Source organism: Microbacterium sp. NPDC076895 (assembly GCF_040687115.1).
GTDB lineage: Bacteria > Actinomycetota > Actinomycetes > Actinomycetales > Microbacteriaceae > Microbacterium.
Map to the genome: position 1 here is coordinate 241,493 of NZ_JBFBMQ010000001.1, position 18,678 is coordinate 260,170.

Sequence of the window (18,678 nt, forward strand, 5' to 3'; positions counted from 1 at the left end):
CGTATACCTCCGGGTCACAGTGCGCGACCCGCACGCCGGAAGCCGGCGCGGGACTCACACTACGGCACGGGACGCCTCAGCCATAAGGATGTTGTGATCTCGTGACGAAGTGTTCCGAGACAGGATGCCTGCGCAGACGATCGCCGCAGCCGCCGACCAGGCCTGTGGCCGGCACGCCGCGGGGTACGGCGTCGGAACCGGAGACTGTGCCCGGGAGTCTCCCGCGTAGAGCTCCGGTACCCGATAGTCGAACCCCTCTGCAGCGTCGATGAGCTGCCGCGCAACCGCCATTGCGTCCTCTCTCAGCCCCGCTCGCGCCATCCCCCAGGCCGATATCGCGGTGTCGTGCGCCCAGACGCTGCCACCGTGGTACGACAGGGGCCAGTACCCGGCAGCGTCAGTGGACATCGTGCGGATGCCGTAGCCGCTGGACAGCGTCTCGCCCCGCAACAGGGCGGCAACCTCCATCTCGTCGCGCTGATCAAGGATGCCGGTGCCCAGCAGATGTCCGATGTTGCTCGTCAGCGTGTCGACCGCGTTCTTGTACCGATCCAGGGCGATCGCGGGGTATCGTCCTTCGACCGTCTCAACCCAGTACGCCTCGGCGAAACGCTCCCGAAGCGCCTGGGCCCACCGCCGCAGCGCCGCCGGCTCTCCCGCGTTCTCGGATCGAGCACCATCGAGGCTCTCGAGCAGATCCGCCCCACCGAGCGCGGCTTCGTAGGCGTAACCCTGAACCTCGCACAGGGCTATTGGACCCTCTGCCAGCCGCCCGTCGCGCCACTGTATCGAGTCACCGGAGTCCTTCCAGCCCTGGTTGGCAAGTCCGTGCCCGGAACGGTCGACGTAGTCGAGGAACCCGTCCCCGTCCGAGTCGCCTTCCTCGACCATCCACCGCAGCGCTGCCCGCAGCGCCGGGATGAGTTCCCGTACCTCCGTCTCAGGCATCCCCGACCGCCATGCGTCCACGAGCAAACACACCCAGAGCGGCGTCGAATCGACGCTGCCGTAGTAGAGCGGGGGTAGGGCGACACCTTCGGCCGGTAGCTGCATTCCGGCGGAACGGAGCTCATGGGGTATTTTCCCCGGCTCCTGGGCTGTCGCAGGGTCGTGCTCATCTCCTTGCAACCCCGCCAGCACGCGAAGCGTCGACGCCGCGATCTCGGGGGCGACGGGCAGGGCGAACCTGGCCGCCCACAGCGAGTCCCGACCGAACAGGGTGAAAAACCACGGTGCGCCGGCCGCGAAGAACTCGTCATCGGGATACGCGGGAAGCGACATCCGCAGCGCATCAAGATCACTGAGCGCCGCTGCGACCCACCTCTGCAGGCGAGGGTCGGCGACATCGGCAGCAACAGTGGGTGCGTCCCACCGAGCCGAGGATGCCGCGCCGCGCACGACGAGGGTCGGATCCGTGATCTCCACCCGGATGCCCCGCTCGACGACCGCACCCGGCTCCAGCTCGATCGACCAGGTCACCCGGATGACTCCGTCCAACGCATCCGCTGCCGCGTCGGGCGCGTCCACCGTCACTGTTGCCGAGCCGGCGGTGACCCGCATCCGTTCGGTCGATACCTCCCCGATCGCGAAGGGCTGCGCCGCAGCCACGCCGGCCTTCACGTCATGAAGTGACGAGAACTCCGGACGGATCTCGACCCGAATAGTCACACGGGTCGCGTGGGCGACATGCGAGTGCACCGTGAACGTCTCGGCCAGGGACCCATCGCCGACTCGACGATCACGCAGAATTCGCACCTTGGGATCGGGCATCGGATCGTCGACCCCGCGTGCAAGCAGCCCGAAGACAACACGGTCGGCCCCGTGTGGGACGGTGGAGATCGTCTCCAGCGTCGATTCGTCGCAGGTGAGGGTCAGCGAGCGAATGACGCGCACGTCGCCGTGGAACACGCCGTCGATCTCGGCGCCTCCGATGTCGCCGTCGCGACCACCCCAGACTTGCGTCGGGGCACGGAGGACAATGACGGCGTCATTGAGCAGCGGTTGGCGGGGAGGATGTGGGGCGTCGGTCATTCCTTGACGGCTCCTTCACTGGTGTTCATGATGCGGCGTTGGAAGATGAAGAAGATCACCGCGACGGGCACCGTCATGATGGCCGCTGCTGCGAGCTTGATCGGGTATTGCGAGCCCTGGCTGAGCTGCCCGCTCGCGAGGGAGGCGACGCCCTTGGTCAGGGTCGTGAGCTCCGGCGACTGCGTCGACACGATGAAGTGGCTGAGCTCATTCCACGAGCCCTGAAAGGACAGGATGATGATCGTGATGAGCGCCGGCCTTGCCATGGGAAGCACGACCGACCAGAAGATCCGGAAGGTCCCCGCCCCGTCCACCCGGGCCTGTTCTTCGACGGCGACGGGGATGGACTCGAAGAAGTTCTTCATGATGAACACGCCGGCGGCATCGACCAGGAGCGGAAGGATCATTCCCGCGTACGAGTCATAGATTCCCAGCTGGTTGATCACGAGGAACTTCGGGATGAGTAGCACGACCGCAGGCACCGCCATGACCCCGATAAGGAGCGCGAACACGACTCCCCTGCCCCGAAATCTCAGCCGCGCCAACGCGTAGCCGGCCAGCGAATCGAAGAACACCCGCCCCAGCGTGACGCTGATGGTCACCACGACGGAGTTGGCGAACCAGAGCGGGAACGCCGACTCAAGGAACAGTCGCTGGTAGGCGGCCCATGTGAAGGGGGCCGGGATAAGGCCGACCGGGTCTGCCGCGGCACCGGCATCCGTCTTGAACGACGTGGCAACCTGCACCAGGAACGGATAGATGTAGATGATCGCGAGCAGGACGAGCACCGCATACAGCGCGATCTGCCACGTCAGTACCCGACCCGGGAGGCGTCGTCGCGCACGTGGAGGCACCGTCGCGGCGACCGTGGGTGACGACACGGATGCCGCACGCGCCGGCGCTGCGGCGCTCATCGTCCGGCCTCCGACGAGGTCGAAGCCACGACCGCGGGATTGACCTCGTACTGGCGGATGCGCCGGCGCGAGACCTTGCGCTCCCGCAGCACCCAGCGCTGCAGGACGGTGAAAGCGACGATGATGACGAAGAGGATGAACGCGATCGCCGCTCCCTCACCCCACTGCTGGGAGATGAACGCTGACTGGTAGCTCAGGAAAGCGGGGGTGAGTGTCGTCTTGCCGGGGGCGCCCTGCGTCCCGGTGTAGATCTGGTCGAACACCTGCCAGCAACCGATCAAACCGAGAGTGACGACGGTGAACACGACGGGACGAAGTTGCGGCAGCGTGACGTGCCAGAATCGCTGCCACGCGTTGGCGCCATCGATCATGGCGGCCTCCTGGATATCGGGACCGACGTTTTGCAGTCCCGCGAGAAAGAGCAGCATGAACGTGCCGCTCGTCGTGAAGATCGCCATGAAGATGAAGGCGCTCATCGCGACGGACGGACCCGCGAGCCAGTCCCAGAAGGACAAGCCGAGGAACGAGTTGGCCGTCAACGCCTCCGGGCCGCTCTGGATGCCGACAGCGGCGAGGGCGTTGTGAACGACACCACTCGGATCGTTGAACCAGTTGGGCCCGTTGATACCGATCCAGGACAGGACGTCGTTGACCACCCCTGACGTCGAGAACAGGAAGAGCCAGAGGACGGTGATGGCGACCGAGCTCGTGACGGAAGGGAAGTAGAAGGCTGTGCGGAAGAACCCGCGACCTCGCAGGATCGCCCGGTTCACGAGCAGGGCAAGCACAAGTGACAGGGCTGTCTGCAGCGGAACCACCAGAAGGACGTACCAGGCGTTATTGCGCAGTGAAATGCCGAAGTCGCGTTCTGCAAGCCCGCCGCCGGTGGTCACTGCCGCGTAGTTGTCGAGCCCGACGAAGGATACGGCGGAGGAGAGAGGGCTACCCCTTCCGCTCCAGTCCGAGAACGAGACCCACAGAGCCATGATCACGGGGACCAGGAGGAAGACGCCGAGGATGACGAGGGCCGGAGCGGTGAACAACCATCCGGCAGCCGCCTCGCCGCGCCGGATCCCCTTCCCGGAGGATCCGGCGCGGCGCGCCCGAGAGGCAGTGAGGCTCATGGGTCAGCCGAGCGTCGCCTCGAGGTTGGACTGCACCGAGTCGAGGATTGCTTGCGAATCGCCGGACGACAGCCCTTCGAGCTGGGCGTTGAAGTCGGCAATCACGTCACTGGCTCCCTGCTGGTTCGGCGGGAACTGGGCATAGTCAGCCCCGTCGAGGAAGGCAGCAAGTTCGGGGTTGTCGCTGCGCCACTGGTCTGCAGCGGACTGAATCGAGGGCATCGGGCCGAACGCCGCAGAGAACGCGAGCTGCTGTTCGGTGCTGGTGAGGTACTCCACGAGACTGAGCGCAGCCTCCTGGTTCGGGCTGTCTGCAGCCATTCCCCAGCAGTTCGTGAACTGGAGGGTACCCTGACCACCCGGCCCGGCCGGCAGCTGCGCGACGACGTAGTCGACATCCGGATAGTCGTTCGACATAGCGCCGGTGATCCAGTTCCCCTCGATGACCATGGCGGCCTTCTGGGTGCCGAACGCCTCGCCGCCCCATCCGGTGCCGATGTCGGCCGCGTAGGCGAACGTGCCGTCATCGAGGTGACCCTTCACGTAGTCGAGCGCTTCGACGTTTTCCGGGCTGCTCGCGATCGCCTGCCCGTCCTCGACGAGACCACCGCCGGCCTGCGCCATGAACGTCCCGACACGCTGGTACTCGGCGCCGAAGGCGAGACCGACGTGGTCGGCGGTCGTGAGCTGGGCCGAGACCGCATCCAGCTCCTCCCACGTGGTGGGGATGTCGGCATCCGTGAGGCCAGCTTCTTCCCACATCGCCGTGTTGATGATGAGCGCGAGCGTCGAGAAGTCCTTCGGCGCGCAGTAGAAGGTGCCGTCGACGGTGAAGTTCTCGACGAGCGATGGGTAGAAGTCATTCTTGTTGGCCAGCATGTCACCGTAGGCCTGGAGGGATCCGTTGGCTGCGAAACCCGCGATCGCGTCGGTCGACAGGTAGAAGAGGTCAGCGGGTGTACCCGCCGCAAAACCCTGTGAGAGCTGCTGGGCGAGGTCGTTGGCCACCTGCACAGACGCCTCGATCCCCGATTCCTCCGACCACGCCGCGACAGCCTCTTCAACCGCGGTGGTCTCGGCGTCTCCAGACGAGCCGATGAGGACGGTGATGGCGTCGTCGGAACTGGTGAGCTCGCCGCCCGAGCTTCCGCCGCCGTCAGAGAATCCCGACCCGCAGGCCGATAGGGTGAGCGCCGCAACGACGCCGAGCGCTCCCGCGCCGACCGCCGTTCGGATGTGGTGTCGTGCCATGTGCGTGTCTCCTTCGATGAACCGGCTTCCGTGCCGGATGTGACGCAAAGGGTTCGGCAGAATCGCTCCGCTCAAGAAATTTGAACGATCAAAGTTCTGCTCACGCCCTACGTTAGGAACACCGTCACCGCCGTGTCAAGACCGTGCGCGGGCCGGATACGATGCTGATCGCTAAGGAGGTGCGATGAAAGCCCCGACCGTCGAAGACGTCGCGCGCGTTGCCGGCGTCTCCCGACAAACTGTGTCGAATGTGATCAACACGCCCGCGATCGTTCGCGAGTCCACCCGCGTGCGCGTCGAAGACGCGATCACCCAGCTCGGCTATCGTCCGCACGCGGCAGCGCGATCTTTGCGAACCCGCCGCAGCTCGACTATCGGCATCCACCTCGATCCCTACGTCGGCGGCATCTCGGGCGTCGTGCTCGACCGCTTCGTGCATGCCCTGACTGAACGCGCCGACGAACGCGGAATGCGCATCCTGCTGTACGCCGCGCGTTCAGCGCCTGACGAGATCTCGCGAATGAGCGAGCTGCTCGATGGTGGTGAGATCGATGCGATCGTGCTGAGCGGAACATTTCACGGCGACCCTCGGACCGCGTGGCTCGCAGGCCGAGATGTACCCTTCGTGGCGTTCGGTCGACCCTGGGCCGGCGACGATGAAACTGCTCCGCACCGGTGGGTCGATGTCGACGGCGCCGCTGGGACTCGACAGGCAACTGCGCACGCACAGCGGCGCGCGGGCCGGCAGATCGGTTTTCTCGGATGGCCATCGGGCTCAGGCACGGGTGATGACCGCGAACGCGGCTGGCTCGAGTCGCTGGGCGACGCTCGCGGACCCCGAATCGTAGCCGAGGACCGCGTCACTGCCGCCAGGACGGCAGCGGCGGACGCGCTGGAGCGGCACCCCGATCTTTCAGCTCTGGTGTGCGCGAGTGACACCCTTGCGATCGGGGCACATCTGGCCGCCATAGACGCCGGCCATCCCGATCTCGTGGTCTACGGCTTCGACAACACGCCAGCCGCCGAAGCACTGGAAATCAGCAGTGTCGAACAGCGCCCCGAGCACGTCGCGGATGCCACGCTGCAGCTGTTGATGGGCGACGGCGGATCCGTTGTCACGGAACTGCCGCCTGCGTTCGAGCGCCATATGCTCATCGAGCCCTCGCTCGTCGTACGAGGCGCCGCCGCAAGCAGATAGTCGGGGCGACGGAATCAGCCGGCGACCACCGACGGAGCGCCGTGGCGGGCGCATGTAGCGGATGCGGCATCCGCGCATCCCTCGCACTGCACAACGCGCACCCGACAGTCCGCATCGGCGCAATTGACCATCCGCGAGGTAGCGGCACCGCACGTGGAGCACGCTCCGATCGTCGCGGCATCCGTCCCGAATGTGAGGGATTCTCGCCCGTCGAAAACGTAGAGCGCACCCTCCCAGAGCCCCGTATTGCCGAAGCTCTCGCCGTAGCGGACGATTCCGCCATCCATCTGGTACACCTCCGAGAACCCCCGCGAGACCATGAGGCTCGAGAGCACTTCACAGCGGATGCCGCCCGTGCAGTAGGTCACGACGGGCTTGTCTTTGAGGTGGTCGTATCTGCCCGAGTCCAGTTCCGCGACGAAATCGCGCGTGGTGGCGACATCCGGTACTACCGCGTTCTTGAAGCGCCCGATCTCTGCCTCGAACGCGTTGCGACCATCGAAGAAGACGACCTCGTCGCCGCGCTCTTCGACGAGCTTGTGCACGGCGCCCGGAGACAGGTGGGTGCCACCACCAACGACGCCCGCTGTATCGACCCGCAACTCGTCGGGGGCGCCGAAGCTCACGATCTCATCTCGCACCTTCACCGACAAACGCGGAAAGTCGAGGCTGCGTCCATCAGAATCGAGCCCGCTCCCCTCCGACCACTTGAAGTCGATGTCGCCGAACCCGGGGTACTCGCGGGTCTTGCGCCAGTAGGTCTTCATAGCGCCGAGTTCGCCGCCGACCGTGGCATTGATCCCGTCCTTCGAGATCAGGATGCGTCCCCGAAGCCCGAGCAGCTCGCACAGGTCACGCTGCCACAGCCGCACCGCGTTCGGGTCGGTGATCGGCGTGAACCGGTAGTAGAGCAGGATCTTCGACAGTGCCACCGCACAAGATTAGCTCGCTACCCGCGCACGGCCGGGCAGACTGGAGGCATGCGCACAGCCCCGGAACCCGACCGCCCCTCCCCCGTGCTGCCTGCGCCCCGTACCGTCGCGATCGCCCTCGCGACCGACGTCGTGCTCGTGGTCGTCTTCGCAGCCATCGGGCGCGCGAGCCACGGCGAAGAGGTCATCGGCCCCGATGGTCTCGGCCTCGCGCAGACCACCTGGCCCTTCCTCGTTGCACTCCTTGTCGGCTGGCTCACGATGCGACTCTGGCGCTTTCCCCTCGCAATCCTGCACGCCGGGGTCGCGGTCTGGCTCTATACGGTGATCGGGGGCATGCTCCTGCGCGCCATCAGCGGCCAGGGTGTGCAGACCGCGTTCGTGATCGTGGCCTCGATCGTGCTGGCGGTCTTCCTCGTCGGGTGGCGCGTCATTGCGGCGATCATTAGGCGCCGCGCGTCGCGCTCGGCGCCGCCTGGGGCGGCTCCAGACCACGCGGAGTAGGGCTGACGCGCACCCTCATTCCCGCCAGCGCTGCCCCGAGGCTGCGCGTCGTCGGCGTGAGCCACACGAAGATGATCTGCACCCCGATCAGTCCGAGAGCGACCCACCCACCGAACTCGGGAATCACGTTCAGGGCGATGATCACGCCGCCGAGTCCGCCAACCGCTCGCACCAGGCGCGCCACGAGCATCGGCCGCCATCCGCCTTCTACCCGGATGAGAACGGCACGCTCACCCCAGGTCGCTCCCGTCACGAGAATCGGGGCGAGGTACAGCGCTGACGAGACGACGATCCCGAGCGCCGTCTCCCACGGATCGGTCTGCCGCCCCATCGACAATGCGAGCACCCCGACGACGGCTCCGACACCGATGGCGACGGTGACGTAGAGCACGAGATCGGCGCAGGCTGCCAGCATCCGTCGCCCGGCAGTCACGGGACCCGACGCTCGATCTGATGCGGGCGCGGCGGATGCCGAAACTCGCGACCCACGGCGGACGATCAGCAGAGCCAGCAGAGAACCGAGAACCGCACCGAGCGTGTTGTGAAGAAGATCCGCAACCGAGAACAGGCGGTAAGAGCACGGATAGATGCCCCACAGGCCGGTGAGCTGTGTCACCTCGACGGCCAGCGAGAGCGCGAACCCGGCCAGCATCGCACGCACGACGCCCCATCCGAACATGACGCGCAGCAAGAAGCCGATCGGGAGGAAGAACAGGACGTTCAGCAGTGCGACCTGGAGCGCAGCGTTGGCGATGAGGCTCGAACCTGCCTCCTGGATGCGGATGATGTCTTTCAGGTCGTACAGGATGTCGAGATTCGGCGTCGTGCACCGGTAGTCGTCGGTGGGAAGGGGCGCGGGAAAGATCGTGTAGGACCAGAGGGCCAAAAACGCGATGAGCAGGGCAATCCACAGCAGAGTCCGCGCAAACGTGACGCGGCCGCGAACACGAAAACTCGCGGCAAGGAACGGAACGAACAGCGCGACCGAGAGAACCAAGCCGACGATGACAGCGACGATGCCGGGGCCGAGGCGATGCACGACCGCTATTCTCCCGCCCCGGAAGGCGCGACTGCGTCACACTGATGCTTCGGCGATGGGCCGGGCGCTCGCAATCGCTGGTTGACTGGGAGCATGGCGGATGTCGCGATGTTCCCGCTCGGCACGGTGCTGTTCCCCCACACCCCGCTCGCGCTGCGGATCTTCGAGCAGCGCTACCTCATGATGCTCGGCCGTGTCCTCGACGACGACGAGCCGTCGTTCGGCGTGGTGCTCATCGAACGGGGTAGTGAGGCGGGCGGCGGCGACCAGCGGTTCTCCGTCGGCACGATGGCCCGGATCCTGCAGGTGGACCCGCGCGCCGACGATGTGCACATCATCGCCGTGGGTGGAACCCGGGTTGCGGTAGACCGATGGCTCGAGGATGACCCGTACCCCGCGGCATCCGTGACCCCGCTGCCGGAGTTCGAGTGGAATGACGAGCTCACGCCGCTGCACGCGCAGGCCGAGCAGATCGTTCGTCGGGTGCTGGCCCGAGCTGCCGAGTTCAGTGACGTGCGCTGGGATCCGAACGTCGAGTTGTCTGAGGACCCGGTCGAGTCGGCGTGGCAGCTCGCCGCCATCACACCGCTGGGGCAAATGGATCAGTTGCGGCTCCTGCACGCGACCACGCTCGGTGGCCTGTTGCGCGACATCATCGATCTGACGCTCGATGCCGAGGTACTCCTGACCGCCGGCCCCGAGATCGACGATGTCGGCGACATCGACCTCAGCGGCTACTAACTGAGCGGCAACCGAGTCGGCGACGCCGAACCTCCGTCGGGCTACCACCCTCCCGAACCGGGCACACCCTTGAAGGGACCGCGGATGTCGCTCGTGATCCACCCGCCGTAGAAGTTGCCGGGCTGCGGCGTGACGATCTCACCGTCTACCGTGCAGCGATCCATCGGGCCGGGATAGAGCGCTAAACGTCCAGTGAGTTGCTCGAAACCTCGGGAGGGATGGGGATAGGTCCACCCCACGCGCGGGGCGATCCGCCCGTTCGCCGCGACGTCGAGGTACGCAGCCTGACCCTTGAATTCGCAGAGGGACGTTCCCTCACCGGAGCGCAGGGACCCCGGAGCGAATGCGTCGACGTGCTCCAGACGCGGTGGACGCGGGTAGTCCCACACCGACTCCTGGCCGGCGCCGACGGGTTCTGGTCTCGGTGGACGCATCGTGCCAGCGTACGGTCGCCGAGCCGGAAAACCTTCAGGTACGCGAAACGTCGTATGGCCGGATCCGGATCGCCCTCGTAGCGTCGAAGGCGGAGGGGAGCTTTGCTGCATCCGGGATCGTCGTGGGTCCCTCGCAGCGAGGCTCAGGAACTGCACCGGCGGCTCAGCCATCGATATCGGCATCCCAAGCCAGCGATGATCCGCCGGTGCAGTGTCCCAGGGGACTCCGTCGACGTCAGCGCGAGAGCAGCGGCTGACCGAGGATGCCTGCCGCCTCGGGATGGACGAGGCGCATGACCGTCGCAGCAACAGCGGCGCGGCTGGACACGCCCAGTGTCGCGTGCACCGCTTCGAGGTGTTTGCGCACCGTTCCTGTGGAGATCTGCAGCGCGGTGGCAATCTGCGACGTCGCTGCACCGCTCGCGACCAAGAGAGCGATCTCGGCCTGCCGAGCGGTCAAGCCTGCCGATCGCAACGCCTGATGCGCACGTAGTTGCGCGTCATCGATCGTGAGTTTCTCCGGGCTCTCACCGAGCGGCGCCAATGGTTCCTGGCGAGCAAGCGGTGTGAGGTCTGCTTGCACGGGGCCCCGGGCATCCGCGAAGGGCCAGACAAGGTTTCCCTCTGCCCGACTGACCAGGCGATAGCTCGTCTCGAGCAACGGTGCGATCGTCGAGAGCATCGCGGCCTCCCTCCCCCCCGCAGGGGTGCGCGGCAGCGCAGTCGATCGAGATGACGATCGATGTGCCGTGAGAGGTGGGGAAGATCAAGACGATCTGGCGACGAACGCCGTTGGGCTCGTAGAAAGAGCGGTACAGCTCGGTGCGCGCAAACGAACTCTCTGCTCCATCGATGCTCCACGAGGTCGGCCCGACCCGTTCACCGGAGATGAACGTTCCGAACAGCGGATGCTGCCACGCGAACTTCTCGAACGCGGGTCCGTACTGCGCGATCCAGCCCGACGGAAACGGGGGTGCCGGTTCGGAGACCACGCGACGTCCCGTGACATCGATCTCGCTGCACGAAGCCCCCTGGCACGGGAAGAGTCGGAAGAGCCCGGCGCTCACCCGCGCAGCATAGTCGCGTGTGTCATGTGAGCCGGCGACCGACTCGAGGACGTCGAGGATCGCCGCGTAGTCGGCCGCCTCGAGCTGCATCCGAACATTGTTACAGACAACGTCCGAAGAGACGCCCGACGAAGGTCCCCCACATGAACCGGATGGCGAGATCGGTGATTACGGCCGCAACAGCACTTTCGTGGCGCGGCGCTCGTCCATTGCCGCGTACGCTTCAGCGACCTCACTCAACGGAAGCTCGAGATCGAAGACCTTGCCCGGCGTGATCGACCCTGACCGCACGTCTGGTAGCAGCTCTTCGATGTATCCCCGCACCGGCGCGACGCCGCCGACGACACCGACGTTCCGGTTGAACATGTCGCGAACAGGCAGCTCCGGGCCGCCTGCGGGCACGCCGACGAACCCGACCCGTCCTCCCGGCCGTGCCGAGGCCAGGGCCTGTGCCATCGACTCCTTCGTTCCGACGCATTCGAGAACGCGATCGGCGCCGATGCCCTGAGTGAGCTGCCGCACGGCAGCAACGCCCTCGTCACCGCGCTCGGCGACGACGTGTGTTGCGCCGAACTCCCAGGCAAGCGCCTGGCGCTGCGGATTGCGAGACATCGCGATGATCTCGGTCGCACCCAGCCGCTTCGCTGCGATCACGCCGCACAGCCCCACCGCGCCGTCACCGACAACGACTACCGTGTCTCCGGGTTGCACTCCGGCGCTCACCGCGGCGTGATGCCCGGTACCCATGACATCGGCCAGCGACAGCAACCCCGGGATCTCGTCGTCGGTAACCGGTCCCGGCACGACCACGAGCGTCCCGTCGGCCAGGGGCACGCGAACCCTCTCGCCCTGACCGCCGTCGGCGAAGCCGCCGAGCCGGTCGTCCTGCCCCCACCATCCGCCGGTAAGGCACGACGTGCTCACGCCGTTGCGGCAGTTCAGGCAGGTGTTGTCGCACACATAGAAGGGCGCGATCACGAAGTCGCCGGGTCGCACCAGCTCAACCTGGTTACCGACGGATTCGACGACCCCGATGAACTCATGCCCGATTCGGTGCGGCTCTTCGGTGGGCGCGATCCCACGGTACGACCACAGGTCCGATCCGCACACGCACGCCGCGACGACACGAACTACCGCATCACCACCGGTCGACAGCACCGGATCAGCAACGGTTTCCAGTCGGACGTCTCGGGCACCATGAATGACGGTTGCACGCATGGTTCGAGACTATGCCCCACGAATGATTCGCGGGGCATCCGTCACTTCTTTTCGGTGACCTCGACAGTAAAGGTGACGTCCTGAATGCCGCCGTCACTGTTGGACAGCACCACTTCAGTGCTCCCCACGCTCAGCGCGGTGACACCCGGGTTGAACGTCGCGGTGTCGTCGGTGTGACCGGGGACGAACTCGGCGACAGCAGGATCGGCAACCTCGCCGCTGTAGCTGTCGACCGGCAAATCACCCGTGTTGATGTTCAGCACCTGACCGACGATCAGCTCGACGGTCTCCCCCTGCAGGTCACCGGCGTCCATCGTCACCGGGGCGATGACGTTGTTCTGCGAGCAACCGCTCAGCGCGATAGACACAGCGAAGACCCCGGCGACAACTGCACTCAATGCTCTGGTTCTCATAGCTGTGAGTCTGGCAGGGTCACCACTGGAGCAGTAGTGGGAAACGCCAGAACCGCGCTACAACTGTTATCAAGGGTCGCGGCGACGACCCGGGGCCGTCGCCGCAGGGAGGGATCGATGCGCGCGACCAACACGCTCTCCATTCGCGGACTGGTCGGTCTGGCCAAGGCCGAAGCCAAGCGATGGGGCTCCGACCACGCGACCGTCACGCATGCGGCATCCGCGTTCGCGCAGAACTGGACCGCTGAGTTCCGCGAGGCGTTCGGCTCCGACGGCGAGGCTCTGCTTCACCGTCTTCTCGCTGCCGGCCAGACGATCGGCAATGAAGCCGAGGTGCGAAACATGATCACAGCCTCGCCGGATGCCGCGGCCCTGGCAATGCGGTTGCACGCTGCCCTCCGGGGAGATCTCGCGGTCGCCGACCTGCTGCCCGAGGAAAGCTCTCCGAGTCGCCACCGCGTCGATGACTCCGAACAGGTCGGGGCGTCCGACGGCGCCGCGCCCGCGACACCCACAGACCCTCTGGCGGGTCTTCTTCGAGGACGCGAAGCCCTGGATGTCGCGGCGTACCTCCTCAGCGATCAGCCACTGATCCCCGCCCTCGTGGGCCGACGCGGCTGCGGCAAGACGAGCCTCGCAGCCGAGATCGCGCGCCTTCTGCTCGACCTCGAGGATCCGCTGCCGACGCTCTTCTTCGACCCCGGAACGACCGTGGACGGCGAGCCGGCGATGCTGCTGCGCGACACACTGTCGGCGCTGACTCGGCGCACCGTGGTCGTTGTCGAAGACGTCGATGAGCTGGCGCGACTGGGCACCACCGAGCCCGACGTGTCCATCCTCCGCGAGATCTGGCAGTCAGAGCGATTCCCGCTCGCGCGCCTGGTGATCACGGTGACCGCTCCGTATGAGAAGCGGATTGCGCAGTTTTATGGCGCTCTCTCGGATCGCCTGGTCATCGTCGAGCTGCAACCGTGGGACGAGAACGTGGTGCGGGGACTGGTCGTGCCGGTGGCGACGCATTTGGCCGAGCAGTATGGCGTTGTCATCGATCACGCTGCCATCGAGGCGGCCCTCCAGCCACCGACGGAGGCTGACACCTTCGATCACCCGGGGCTCGCCATCGCGCGTCTGGATGTCGCCTGCGCCCGCGCGATGATCGCGGGAGGGCGCACCGTGACCGTCTCCGATGTGACTCTCGCCTGAGCAGCCTCCCGGCCGGATATTCACGTCCCTTCCCCTGACGCCGCGCACGGCGGAGAGCTAACGTCAGAGGTGGAGGTCGGACGATGCTCGATACTGCTCGCTCTCAACGACTCGACTCTCTTCGCGCCGAACTGCTGACCCTCCGCTCTGCAGCTGAGGATGCCGAGCGAGCGGCATCCGCTCCCCTGTCCCGCGTGCATCCCGTCCATGCGGCCGGCGCCGCCAATCTCGTTCGCTATGTCGCCCTGCGATCGCGAGACCTGCGGGACGTGCAGGATCGCCTCACCGCGGAGGGGCTCTCGTCACTCGGACGGATGGAAGCCGACGTCCTGCGCAACCTCGATGCGGTACTCGGCACGATCGATGCAGCGCTGGGCCACACAGCACCGCACGAGCGCGCCACCGCGGACGCGGACCCCCGGTTCGCCCCGGCCACTCCCCTGAGCGTGCACGCGGCAGCGCTGCTCGGCGGCACAGCAGACGACCGCCAGACCCGCATCATGGTCACGTTGCCGAGCGAAGCCGCTGACGATCCCGCACTGGTCACCCGATTCGCGCGAGCAGGCATGGATGTCGCCCGCATCAACTGCGCACACGACGACTCCGCGGCGTGGGAGCGAATGGCCAGGCACGTCCGAGACGCCGGCGCGAGCATCCGGATCGCCACCGACCTCGCAGGGCCGAAGCTGCGCACCGGTCCTCTCGAACCTGGACCGCGGGTCGTGAAGGTGTCGCCCACGCGCGACGCTCTGGGGCGGGTGACCGAGCCCGCGTCGGTCTGGCTCGTCGCACCACGCGCTGACGGGTCGGCTGCGCCCGCTGGGGAAATCCCCATCACGGATGACATGTGGCTTGCTCGCCTGCGGATCGATGACACCGTCGAGTTCACCGATACTCGTGGCCGATCGCGCTACATGACGGTCGTCGCGCTGCGCGGCGGCGGGGCACAGATCGAAGGAGACCGGACGGCGTATCTCGGGACCGGGACGCTGCTGGATGTCGATGGCCGCGAGACCCGGGTCGGCCCGCTGCCACCGGTCGATCAAGCGCTGCGGGTCCACCGGGGCGAGATCATCGAACTTCGTCCGGATGAGGAACCGGGATTCACGCATGAGGGCCGACACCGTGTCGGCTGCACGGTGCCCGAAGCACTCGAGGTGATCCGCGTCGGTGATCGCGTGCTCTTCGATGACGGCAAGATCGAGGGCTTCGTGCGCGCCGTGGGTGTCGCTGACGGCCAGCGCGTCGCGGAGGTCGAGGTGACCCTCGCCTCACCGCGGGGAACGAAGCTCCGCGCCGAGAAGGGCATCAACCTCCCCGACACCGACCTGCCCATCTCGGCGCTCGCCGACGAGGACCTGCGCGCACTTGATGCCGTCGCCGGATTCACCGACATCGTGCAGCTGTCGTTCGCGCGCTCTCCCGGCGACGTCGCGCGCCTGTTCACCGAGCTTGACGCGCGGGGCGCCGGGCACCTGGGCGTCGTCGTGAAGGTCGAGACGGTGCGCGCTTTCCGAGCGCTGCCCGAAATTCTCCTCGAGCTCATGCAACGGCCCCGGGTGGGCATCATGATTGCCCGAGGCGATCTCGGTGTCGAGGCCGGCTGGGAACGGCTCGCAGAAGTGCAGGAAGAGATCCTGTGGCTGTGCGAAGCCGCGCACGTCCCGGTGATCTGGGCAACGCAGGTGCTCGACTCGCTCGCCGGTAGCGGTGTTCCCACCCGCGCCGAGGTGACGGATGCCGCCGCGGGGGAACGGGCTGAGTGCGTCATGCTCAACAAGGGTCCGCACATCGAGGAGGCGATCGAAGCGCTCGATGACATCCTGCGGCGGATGCACGGCCACCTCGAGAAAAAGCGCCCGCTGCTGCGACGGCTGCGCGCCTGGTCTCACGAAGGCTGAGCAGCCGCAGCACGGCCGCCCGTCACAGACAGTCATACAGCGCACCTCGGGCTGGGTGAGACCTAGCGTGGTGATGCCAGGCCACACACCCGAGGAGTGTCATGTCAGTTCTGTCCGAGGTGCTCGATGCCAACGAGTCCTACGCATCCGCATTCGACAAGGGCGATCTCGCCCTGCCGCCCGCGCGCGGGTTCGCCATCCTCACCTGCATGGACGCCCGGCTGGACCCCGCCAAGTACGCCGGACTCAGCGAAGGCGATGCCCACGTCATCCGTAACGCCGGCGGACGCGCGTCCGACGACGCCATCCGGTCCCTCGTGATCTCGTACAAGCTGCTCGGCACGAAGGAGTGGTTCGTCATCCACCACACCGACTGCGGCATGGAGTTCTTCACCGACGAGGTCATCCGCGGACTGCTCGCGAACTCGCTCGAGACCGCCGAGCTGCGCGCCGAAGGCTTCGTGGATGTCGGCACCGGACCGGGCTCCGCCGAGGCCGCATACATCGACTGGCTCACGATCAGTGACCAGGCCCAGGCCGTCGTCGACGATGTGGCCCGCATCAAGGCCCACCCGCTCGTCCCGGCCCGCATCCCGGTGTACGGCTATGTCTACGACGTCCGCACCGGTCGCCTCATCGAGGTGCCGGCAGCGACCACGGCAGGCGCCGCCGCCTGAGGACAACCGGATCGGCCGGTCTTGGCATCCGTTACGGGATGCCGGAGCCGGCCGTTTCCGCTTCCAGGTACCACCAGCGGCCGGCAGCGAGGCGGAACCGGCTGCGCTCGTGCTGCTCCCCCGCCTCGGCGCCGTGCCGCCAGCGCGCCCGGAACTCGACGACGCCGGTGGTCCCGGCACCGACCGCGGGGGCGTCCAGGATGCGCAGTCCGACCCAGCGCACGTCGGGGTCAATGTCGATCCGCTCGGGCCGCGTTCGGGGGTGCCACGTGTCGGCGAGGTAGCGAGCGTCACCGAGCGCGAACGCGCTGTACCGCGAGCGCATCAGCCGTTCCGGGCTCGGCGCCGCCTCGCCCCGGTGCAGCGCTCCGCAGCACCTTCCGTAGACGTTGCCACTGCCGCAGAGACAGGGATCCTGGTCGGCCGGGCGACGGATGCCGGACTGTGCCGCGGATCCGAAACTCATGTGAGAAGTCTATGAACCGCGAGCGCGGAGGCTTTCCTTAGAGCAGTCTCAGAGACCGGCCACCACGCTGTCCCCATGACCACGGCGACCCCGTCTCGCACCACCGTCACGGCACCGCATCCCTCTTCGCGGCTCCCGCAGCCTCTTACCTCACCGCGGGCGACCACCAGCGTGCGCGGCAGCCGTCGGGGGCGCTCTGCCCGGCGGGCATGGAATGTCGCTGCGACAGCCGTCATTTGGCTGACGAGCCTGTTCGTTCTTGCTCTGTGGGTGGCCGGCGGCGGCATCCAGGACCTGTGGGGATTCGACGCGGCGGCACTGAACAGCCTGGGCCGCCTCACCGGGCTCGTCGCTTCCAATCTCCTGCTCTATCAGGTGATCCTTCTTGCGCGTATCCCGCTGTTCGAGCGCGGGTTCGGCCGTGATGGCCTCACCCGGATGCACCGACTCGTCGGCTTCTGGTCGTTCTCGCTCATGCTCGCCCACATCGCACTCCTGGTGGTGGGGTACGCGGCAGCGGCCGATGTCAACGTCGTCGTCCAGCTCTGGGAGTTCGTGTGGGATTACCCGGGGATGCTTCTCGCAACCGCCGGCACGATTCTCATCATCGTTGTCGCGATCACCTCGATGCGTCGCGCTCGAGCGAAGCTGCGCTACGAGTCATGGCACCTGCTGCACCTGTACGGGTACCTCGGCGTCGGGCTCGCGCTGCCTCACCAGCTGTGGACCGGCGCCGACTTCCTCTTCTCCCCCGTTGCCACCGCCTATTGGTGGGGACTGTGGGCGATCAGTGCCGCCGCAATCGTCGTCTTCCGCATCCTGGTCCCCCTCGCGCGCTCGCTGCGACACCGGGTGCGAGTCGCCGACGTTCGTCCTGACGGCGTGGGCGGCGTTGCGGTCACCATGACCGGGCGCCGGCTGGATCGCCTGGGTGCGCGCGCAGGCCAGTTCTTCATCTGGCGCTTCCTGGATGGCCCGGGAGCCTCACGGGCGAATCCGTTCTCGTTGGCTGCAGCCCCCGACGGCCGCAGCCTGACGATCTCTGCCCGCATCGTCGGTGACGGCACCGCACGTCTGGCGCGGCTCACTCCCGGCACCCCCGTCCTGTTCGAAGGGCCGTACGGCACGATGACCGGCGACGCCCGCACCGGCTCGAAGCTTCTGATGATCGGTGCGGGCGCCGGGGTCGCGCCGTTGGTTTCCCTGCTTCAAGCCGAGGGTTACGCGCCGGGCGAGGCGACGCTGGTCACCCGCGACCACTCGAAAGAAGCAGCCCTGCGCACAGACGCCATCGGCGCTCTCGTCGCGCACCGGGGTCTACGACACATCCCGCTTCCGGGGCCCCGAGCCCGGACAACATCCTCGTGGCTGCCAGCCTCGCACGCCGCGTGGACGGGCTCCGATGCGCTCCGCCATCTCGCGCCCGACCTCGAGGAGTACGACGTGTTCCTCTGCGGACCCGCGCCCTGGATGAAGGCCCTCGAGCATGACCTGCGCGCCGCGGGAGTTCACCGCAGCCGCATCCATTCCGAGTCATTCACCGTCTGACCCCTCACAACACGGAG

At 66.8% G+C, this 18,678-nt stretch carries 18 protein-coding genes; 7 read left to right on the forward strand and 11 right to left on the reverse strand.

Annotation, left to right across the window (positions count from 1 at the left end; translation table 11 throughout):
• Nucleotides 1-54 precede the first annotated feature (54 nt).
• Genes AB0O89_RS01210 through AB0O89_RS01225 form a run of 4 tightly spaced genes read right to left on the reverse strand, consistent with a single transcriptional unit; the run spans nucleotide 55 to nucleotide 5,320 of the window.
• Nucleotides 55-2,031, reverse strand: a complete 1,977-nt coding sequence (locus AB0O89_RS01210) for a glycogen debranching N-terminal domain-containing protein (protein ID WP_363493483.1) — start codon at nucleotides 2,029-2,031, stop codon at nucleotides 55-57.
• A complete protein-coding gene (locus tag AB0O89_RS01215; RefSeq protein ID WP_363493485.1) occupies nucleotides 2,028-2,945 on the reverse strand; it encodes a carbohydrate ABC transporter permease in 918 nt (305 codons plus the stop codon). The genes AB0O89_RS01210 and AB0O89_RS01215 overlap by 4 nt, the downstream gene beginning before the upstream one ends.
• Nucleotides 2,942-4,069 carry a sugar ABC transporter permease gene (locus AB0O89_RS01220; RefSeq protein ID WP_363493487.1) on the reverse strand — a complete coding sequence of 376 codons (1,128 nt, stop codon included), beginning with the start codon at nucleotides 4,067-4,069 and terminating at the stop codon, nucleotides 2,942-2,944. The genes AB0O89_RS01215 and AB0O89_RS01220 overlap by 4 nt, the downstream gene beginning before the upstream one ends.
• 3 nt (nucleotides 4,070-4,072) lie before the next feature.
• Entirely contained in the window at nucleotides 4,073-5,320 is a 1,248-nt protein-coding gene (locus AB0O89_RS01225; protein ID WP_363493489.1) for an extracellular solute-binding protein, read from the reverse strand.
• A 184-nt stretch (nucleotides 5,321-5,504) separates the two neighbouring features.
• Between AB0O89_RS01225 and AB0O89_RS01230 the strand changes: the two genes are divergently transcribed.
• Nucleotides 5,505-6,518: a LacI family DNA-binding transcriptional regulator gene (locus tag AB0O89_RS01230; protein ID WP_363493491.1), complete on the forward strand. Its 1,014-nt coding sequence runs from the start codon at nucleotides 5,505-5,507 to the stop codon at nucleotides 6,516-6,518.
• Nucleotides 6,519-6,532: 14 nt separating this feature from the next.
• Here AB0O89_RS01230 and AB0O89_RS01235 read toward each other — a convergent pair whose 3' ends face one another.
• On the reverse strand, nucleotides 6,533-7,450 hold the full coding sequence (locus AB0O89_RS01235; RefSeq protein WP_363493493.1) for a rhodanese-related sulfurtransferase: 918 nt from the start codon (nucleotides 7,448-7,450) through the stop codon (nucleotides 6,533-6,535).
• A 48-nt stretch (nucleotides 7,451-7,498) separates the two neighbouring features.
• On the opposite strand from AB0O89_RS01235, the gene AB0O89_RS01240 reads away from it, so the two are divergent.
• Entirely contained in the window at nucleotides 7,499-7,954 is a 456-nt protein-coding gene (locus AB0O89_RS01240) for a DUF3054 domain-containing protein (protein WP_363493495.1), read from the forward strand.
• Here the strand turns inward: AB0O89_RS01240 and AB0O89_RS01245 are convergent.
• Nucleotides 7,896-8,993 (reverse strand): VanZ family protein, encoded by a 1,098-nt coding sequence (locus tag AB0O89_RS01245; RefSeq protein WP_363493497.1) that lies wholly within the window; start codon nucleotides 8,991-8,993, stop codon nucleotides 7,896-7,898. The two genes, AB0O89_RS01240 and AB0O89_RS01245, sit on opposite strands and share 59 nt — an antisense overlap.
• A 93-nt stretch (nucleotides 8,994-9,086) precedes the next feature.
• Between AB0O89_RS01245 and AB0O89_RS01250 the strand changes: the two genes are divergently transcribed.
• Nucleotides 9,087-9,734 carry an LON peptidase substrate-binding domain-containing protein gene (locus AB0O89_RS01250; protein ID WP_363493499.1) on the forward strand — a complete coding sequence of 216 codons (648 nt, stop codon included), beginning with the start codon at nucleotides 9,087-9,089 and terminating at the stop codon, nucleotides 9,732-9,734.
• Between the two features lie 41 nt (nucleotides 9,735-9,775).
• Here AB0O89_RS01250 and AB0O89_RS01255 read toward each other — a convergent pair whose 3' ends face one another.
• The 4 genes from AB0O89_RS01255 to AB0O89_RS01270 form a co-directional block, all read right to left on the reverse strand.
• Nucleotides 9,776-10,168, reverse strand: a complete 393-nt coding sequence (locus AB0O89_RS01255; RefSeq protein ID WP_363493501.1) for a DUF427 domain-containing protein — start codon at nucleotides 10,166-10,168, stop codon at nucleotides 9,776-9,778.
• Nucleotides 10,169-10,403: 235 nt separating this feature from the next.
• Nucleotides 10,404-10,850 (reverse strand): LuxR C-terminal-related transcriptional regulator, encoded by a 447-nt coding sequence (locus AB0O89_RS01260; RefSeq protein WP_363493503.1) that lies wholly within the window; start codon nucleotides 10,848-10,850, stop codon nucleotides 10,404-10,406.
• A gap of 553 nt (nucleotides 10,851-11,403) precedes the next feature.
• Nucleotides 11,404-12,453 (reverse strand): zinc-binding dehydrogenase, encoded by a 1,050-nt coding sequence (locus tag AB0O89_RS01265; protein ID WP_363493505.1) that lies wholly within the window; start codon nucleotides 12,451-12,453, stop codon nucleotides 11,404-11,406.
• A 41-nt stretch (nucleotides 12,454-12,494) separates the two neighbouring features.
• Nucleotides 12,495-12,866, reverse strand: coding sequence for a hypothetical protein (locus AB0O89_RS01270; protein ID WP_292708193.1), 372 nt, complete (start codon nucleotides 12,864-12,866; stop codon nucleotides 12,495-12,497).
• A gap of 117 nt (nucleotides 12,867-12,983) precedes the next feature.
• On the opposite strand from AB0O89_RS01270, the gene AB0O89_RS01275 reads away from it, so the two are divergent.
• The 3 genes from AB0O89_RS01275 to AB0O89_RS01285 all read left to right on the forward strand — a co-directional run bounded on the left by AB0O89_RS01275 (nucleotide 12,984) and on the right by AB0O89_RS01285 (nucleotide 16,647).
• Nucleotides 12,984-14,069 (forward strand): AAA family ATPase, encoded by a 1,086-nt coding sequence (locus AB0O89_RS01275; protein WP_363493507.1) that lies wholly within the window; start codon nucleotides 12,984-12,986, stop codon nucleotides 14,067-14,069.
• 83 nt (nucleotides 14,070-14,152) lie between these two features.
• Nucleotides 14,153-15,970 (forward strand): pyruvate kinase, encoded by a 1,818-nt coding sequence (locus AB0O89_RS01280; protein ID WP_363493509.1) that lies wholly within the window; start codon nucleotides 14,153-14,155, stop codon nucleotides 15,968-15,970.
• 101 nt (nucleotides 15,971-16,071) lie between these two features.
• Nucleotides 16,072-16,647: a carbonic anhydrase gene (locus AB0O89_RS01285; RefSeq protein WP_363493511.1), complete on the forward strand. Its 576-nt coding sequence runs from the start codon at nucleotides 16,072-16,074 to the stop codon at nucleotides 16,645-16,647.
• A gap of 31 nt (nucleotides 16,648-16,678) precedes the next feature.
• On the opposite strand, the gene AB0O89_RS01290 is transcribed toward AB0O89_RS01285, so the two are convergent.
• The gene (locus AB0O89_RS01290) at nucleotides 16,679-17,113 is read right to left on the reverse strand and encodes a YchJ family metal-binding protein (protein ID WP_363493513.1); all 435 of its coding nucleotides are present in this window, start codon (nucleotides 17,111-17,113) and stop codon (nucleotides 16,679-16,681) included.
• Nucleotides 17,114-17,188: 75 nt separating this feature from the next.
• Between AB0O89_RS01290 and AB0O89_RS01295 the strand changes: the two genes are divergently transcribed.
• A complete protein-coding gene (locus tag AB0O89_RS01295; RefSeq protein WP_363493515.1) occupies nucleotides 17,189-18,661 on the forward strand; it encodes a ferredoxin reductase family protein in 1,473 nt (490 codons plus the stop codon).
• The last annotated feature ends 17 nt before the right edge of the window (nucleotides 18,662-18,678 follow it).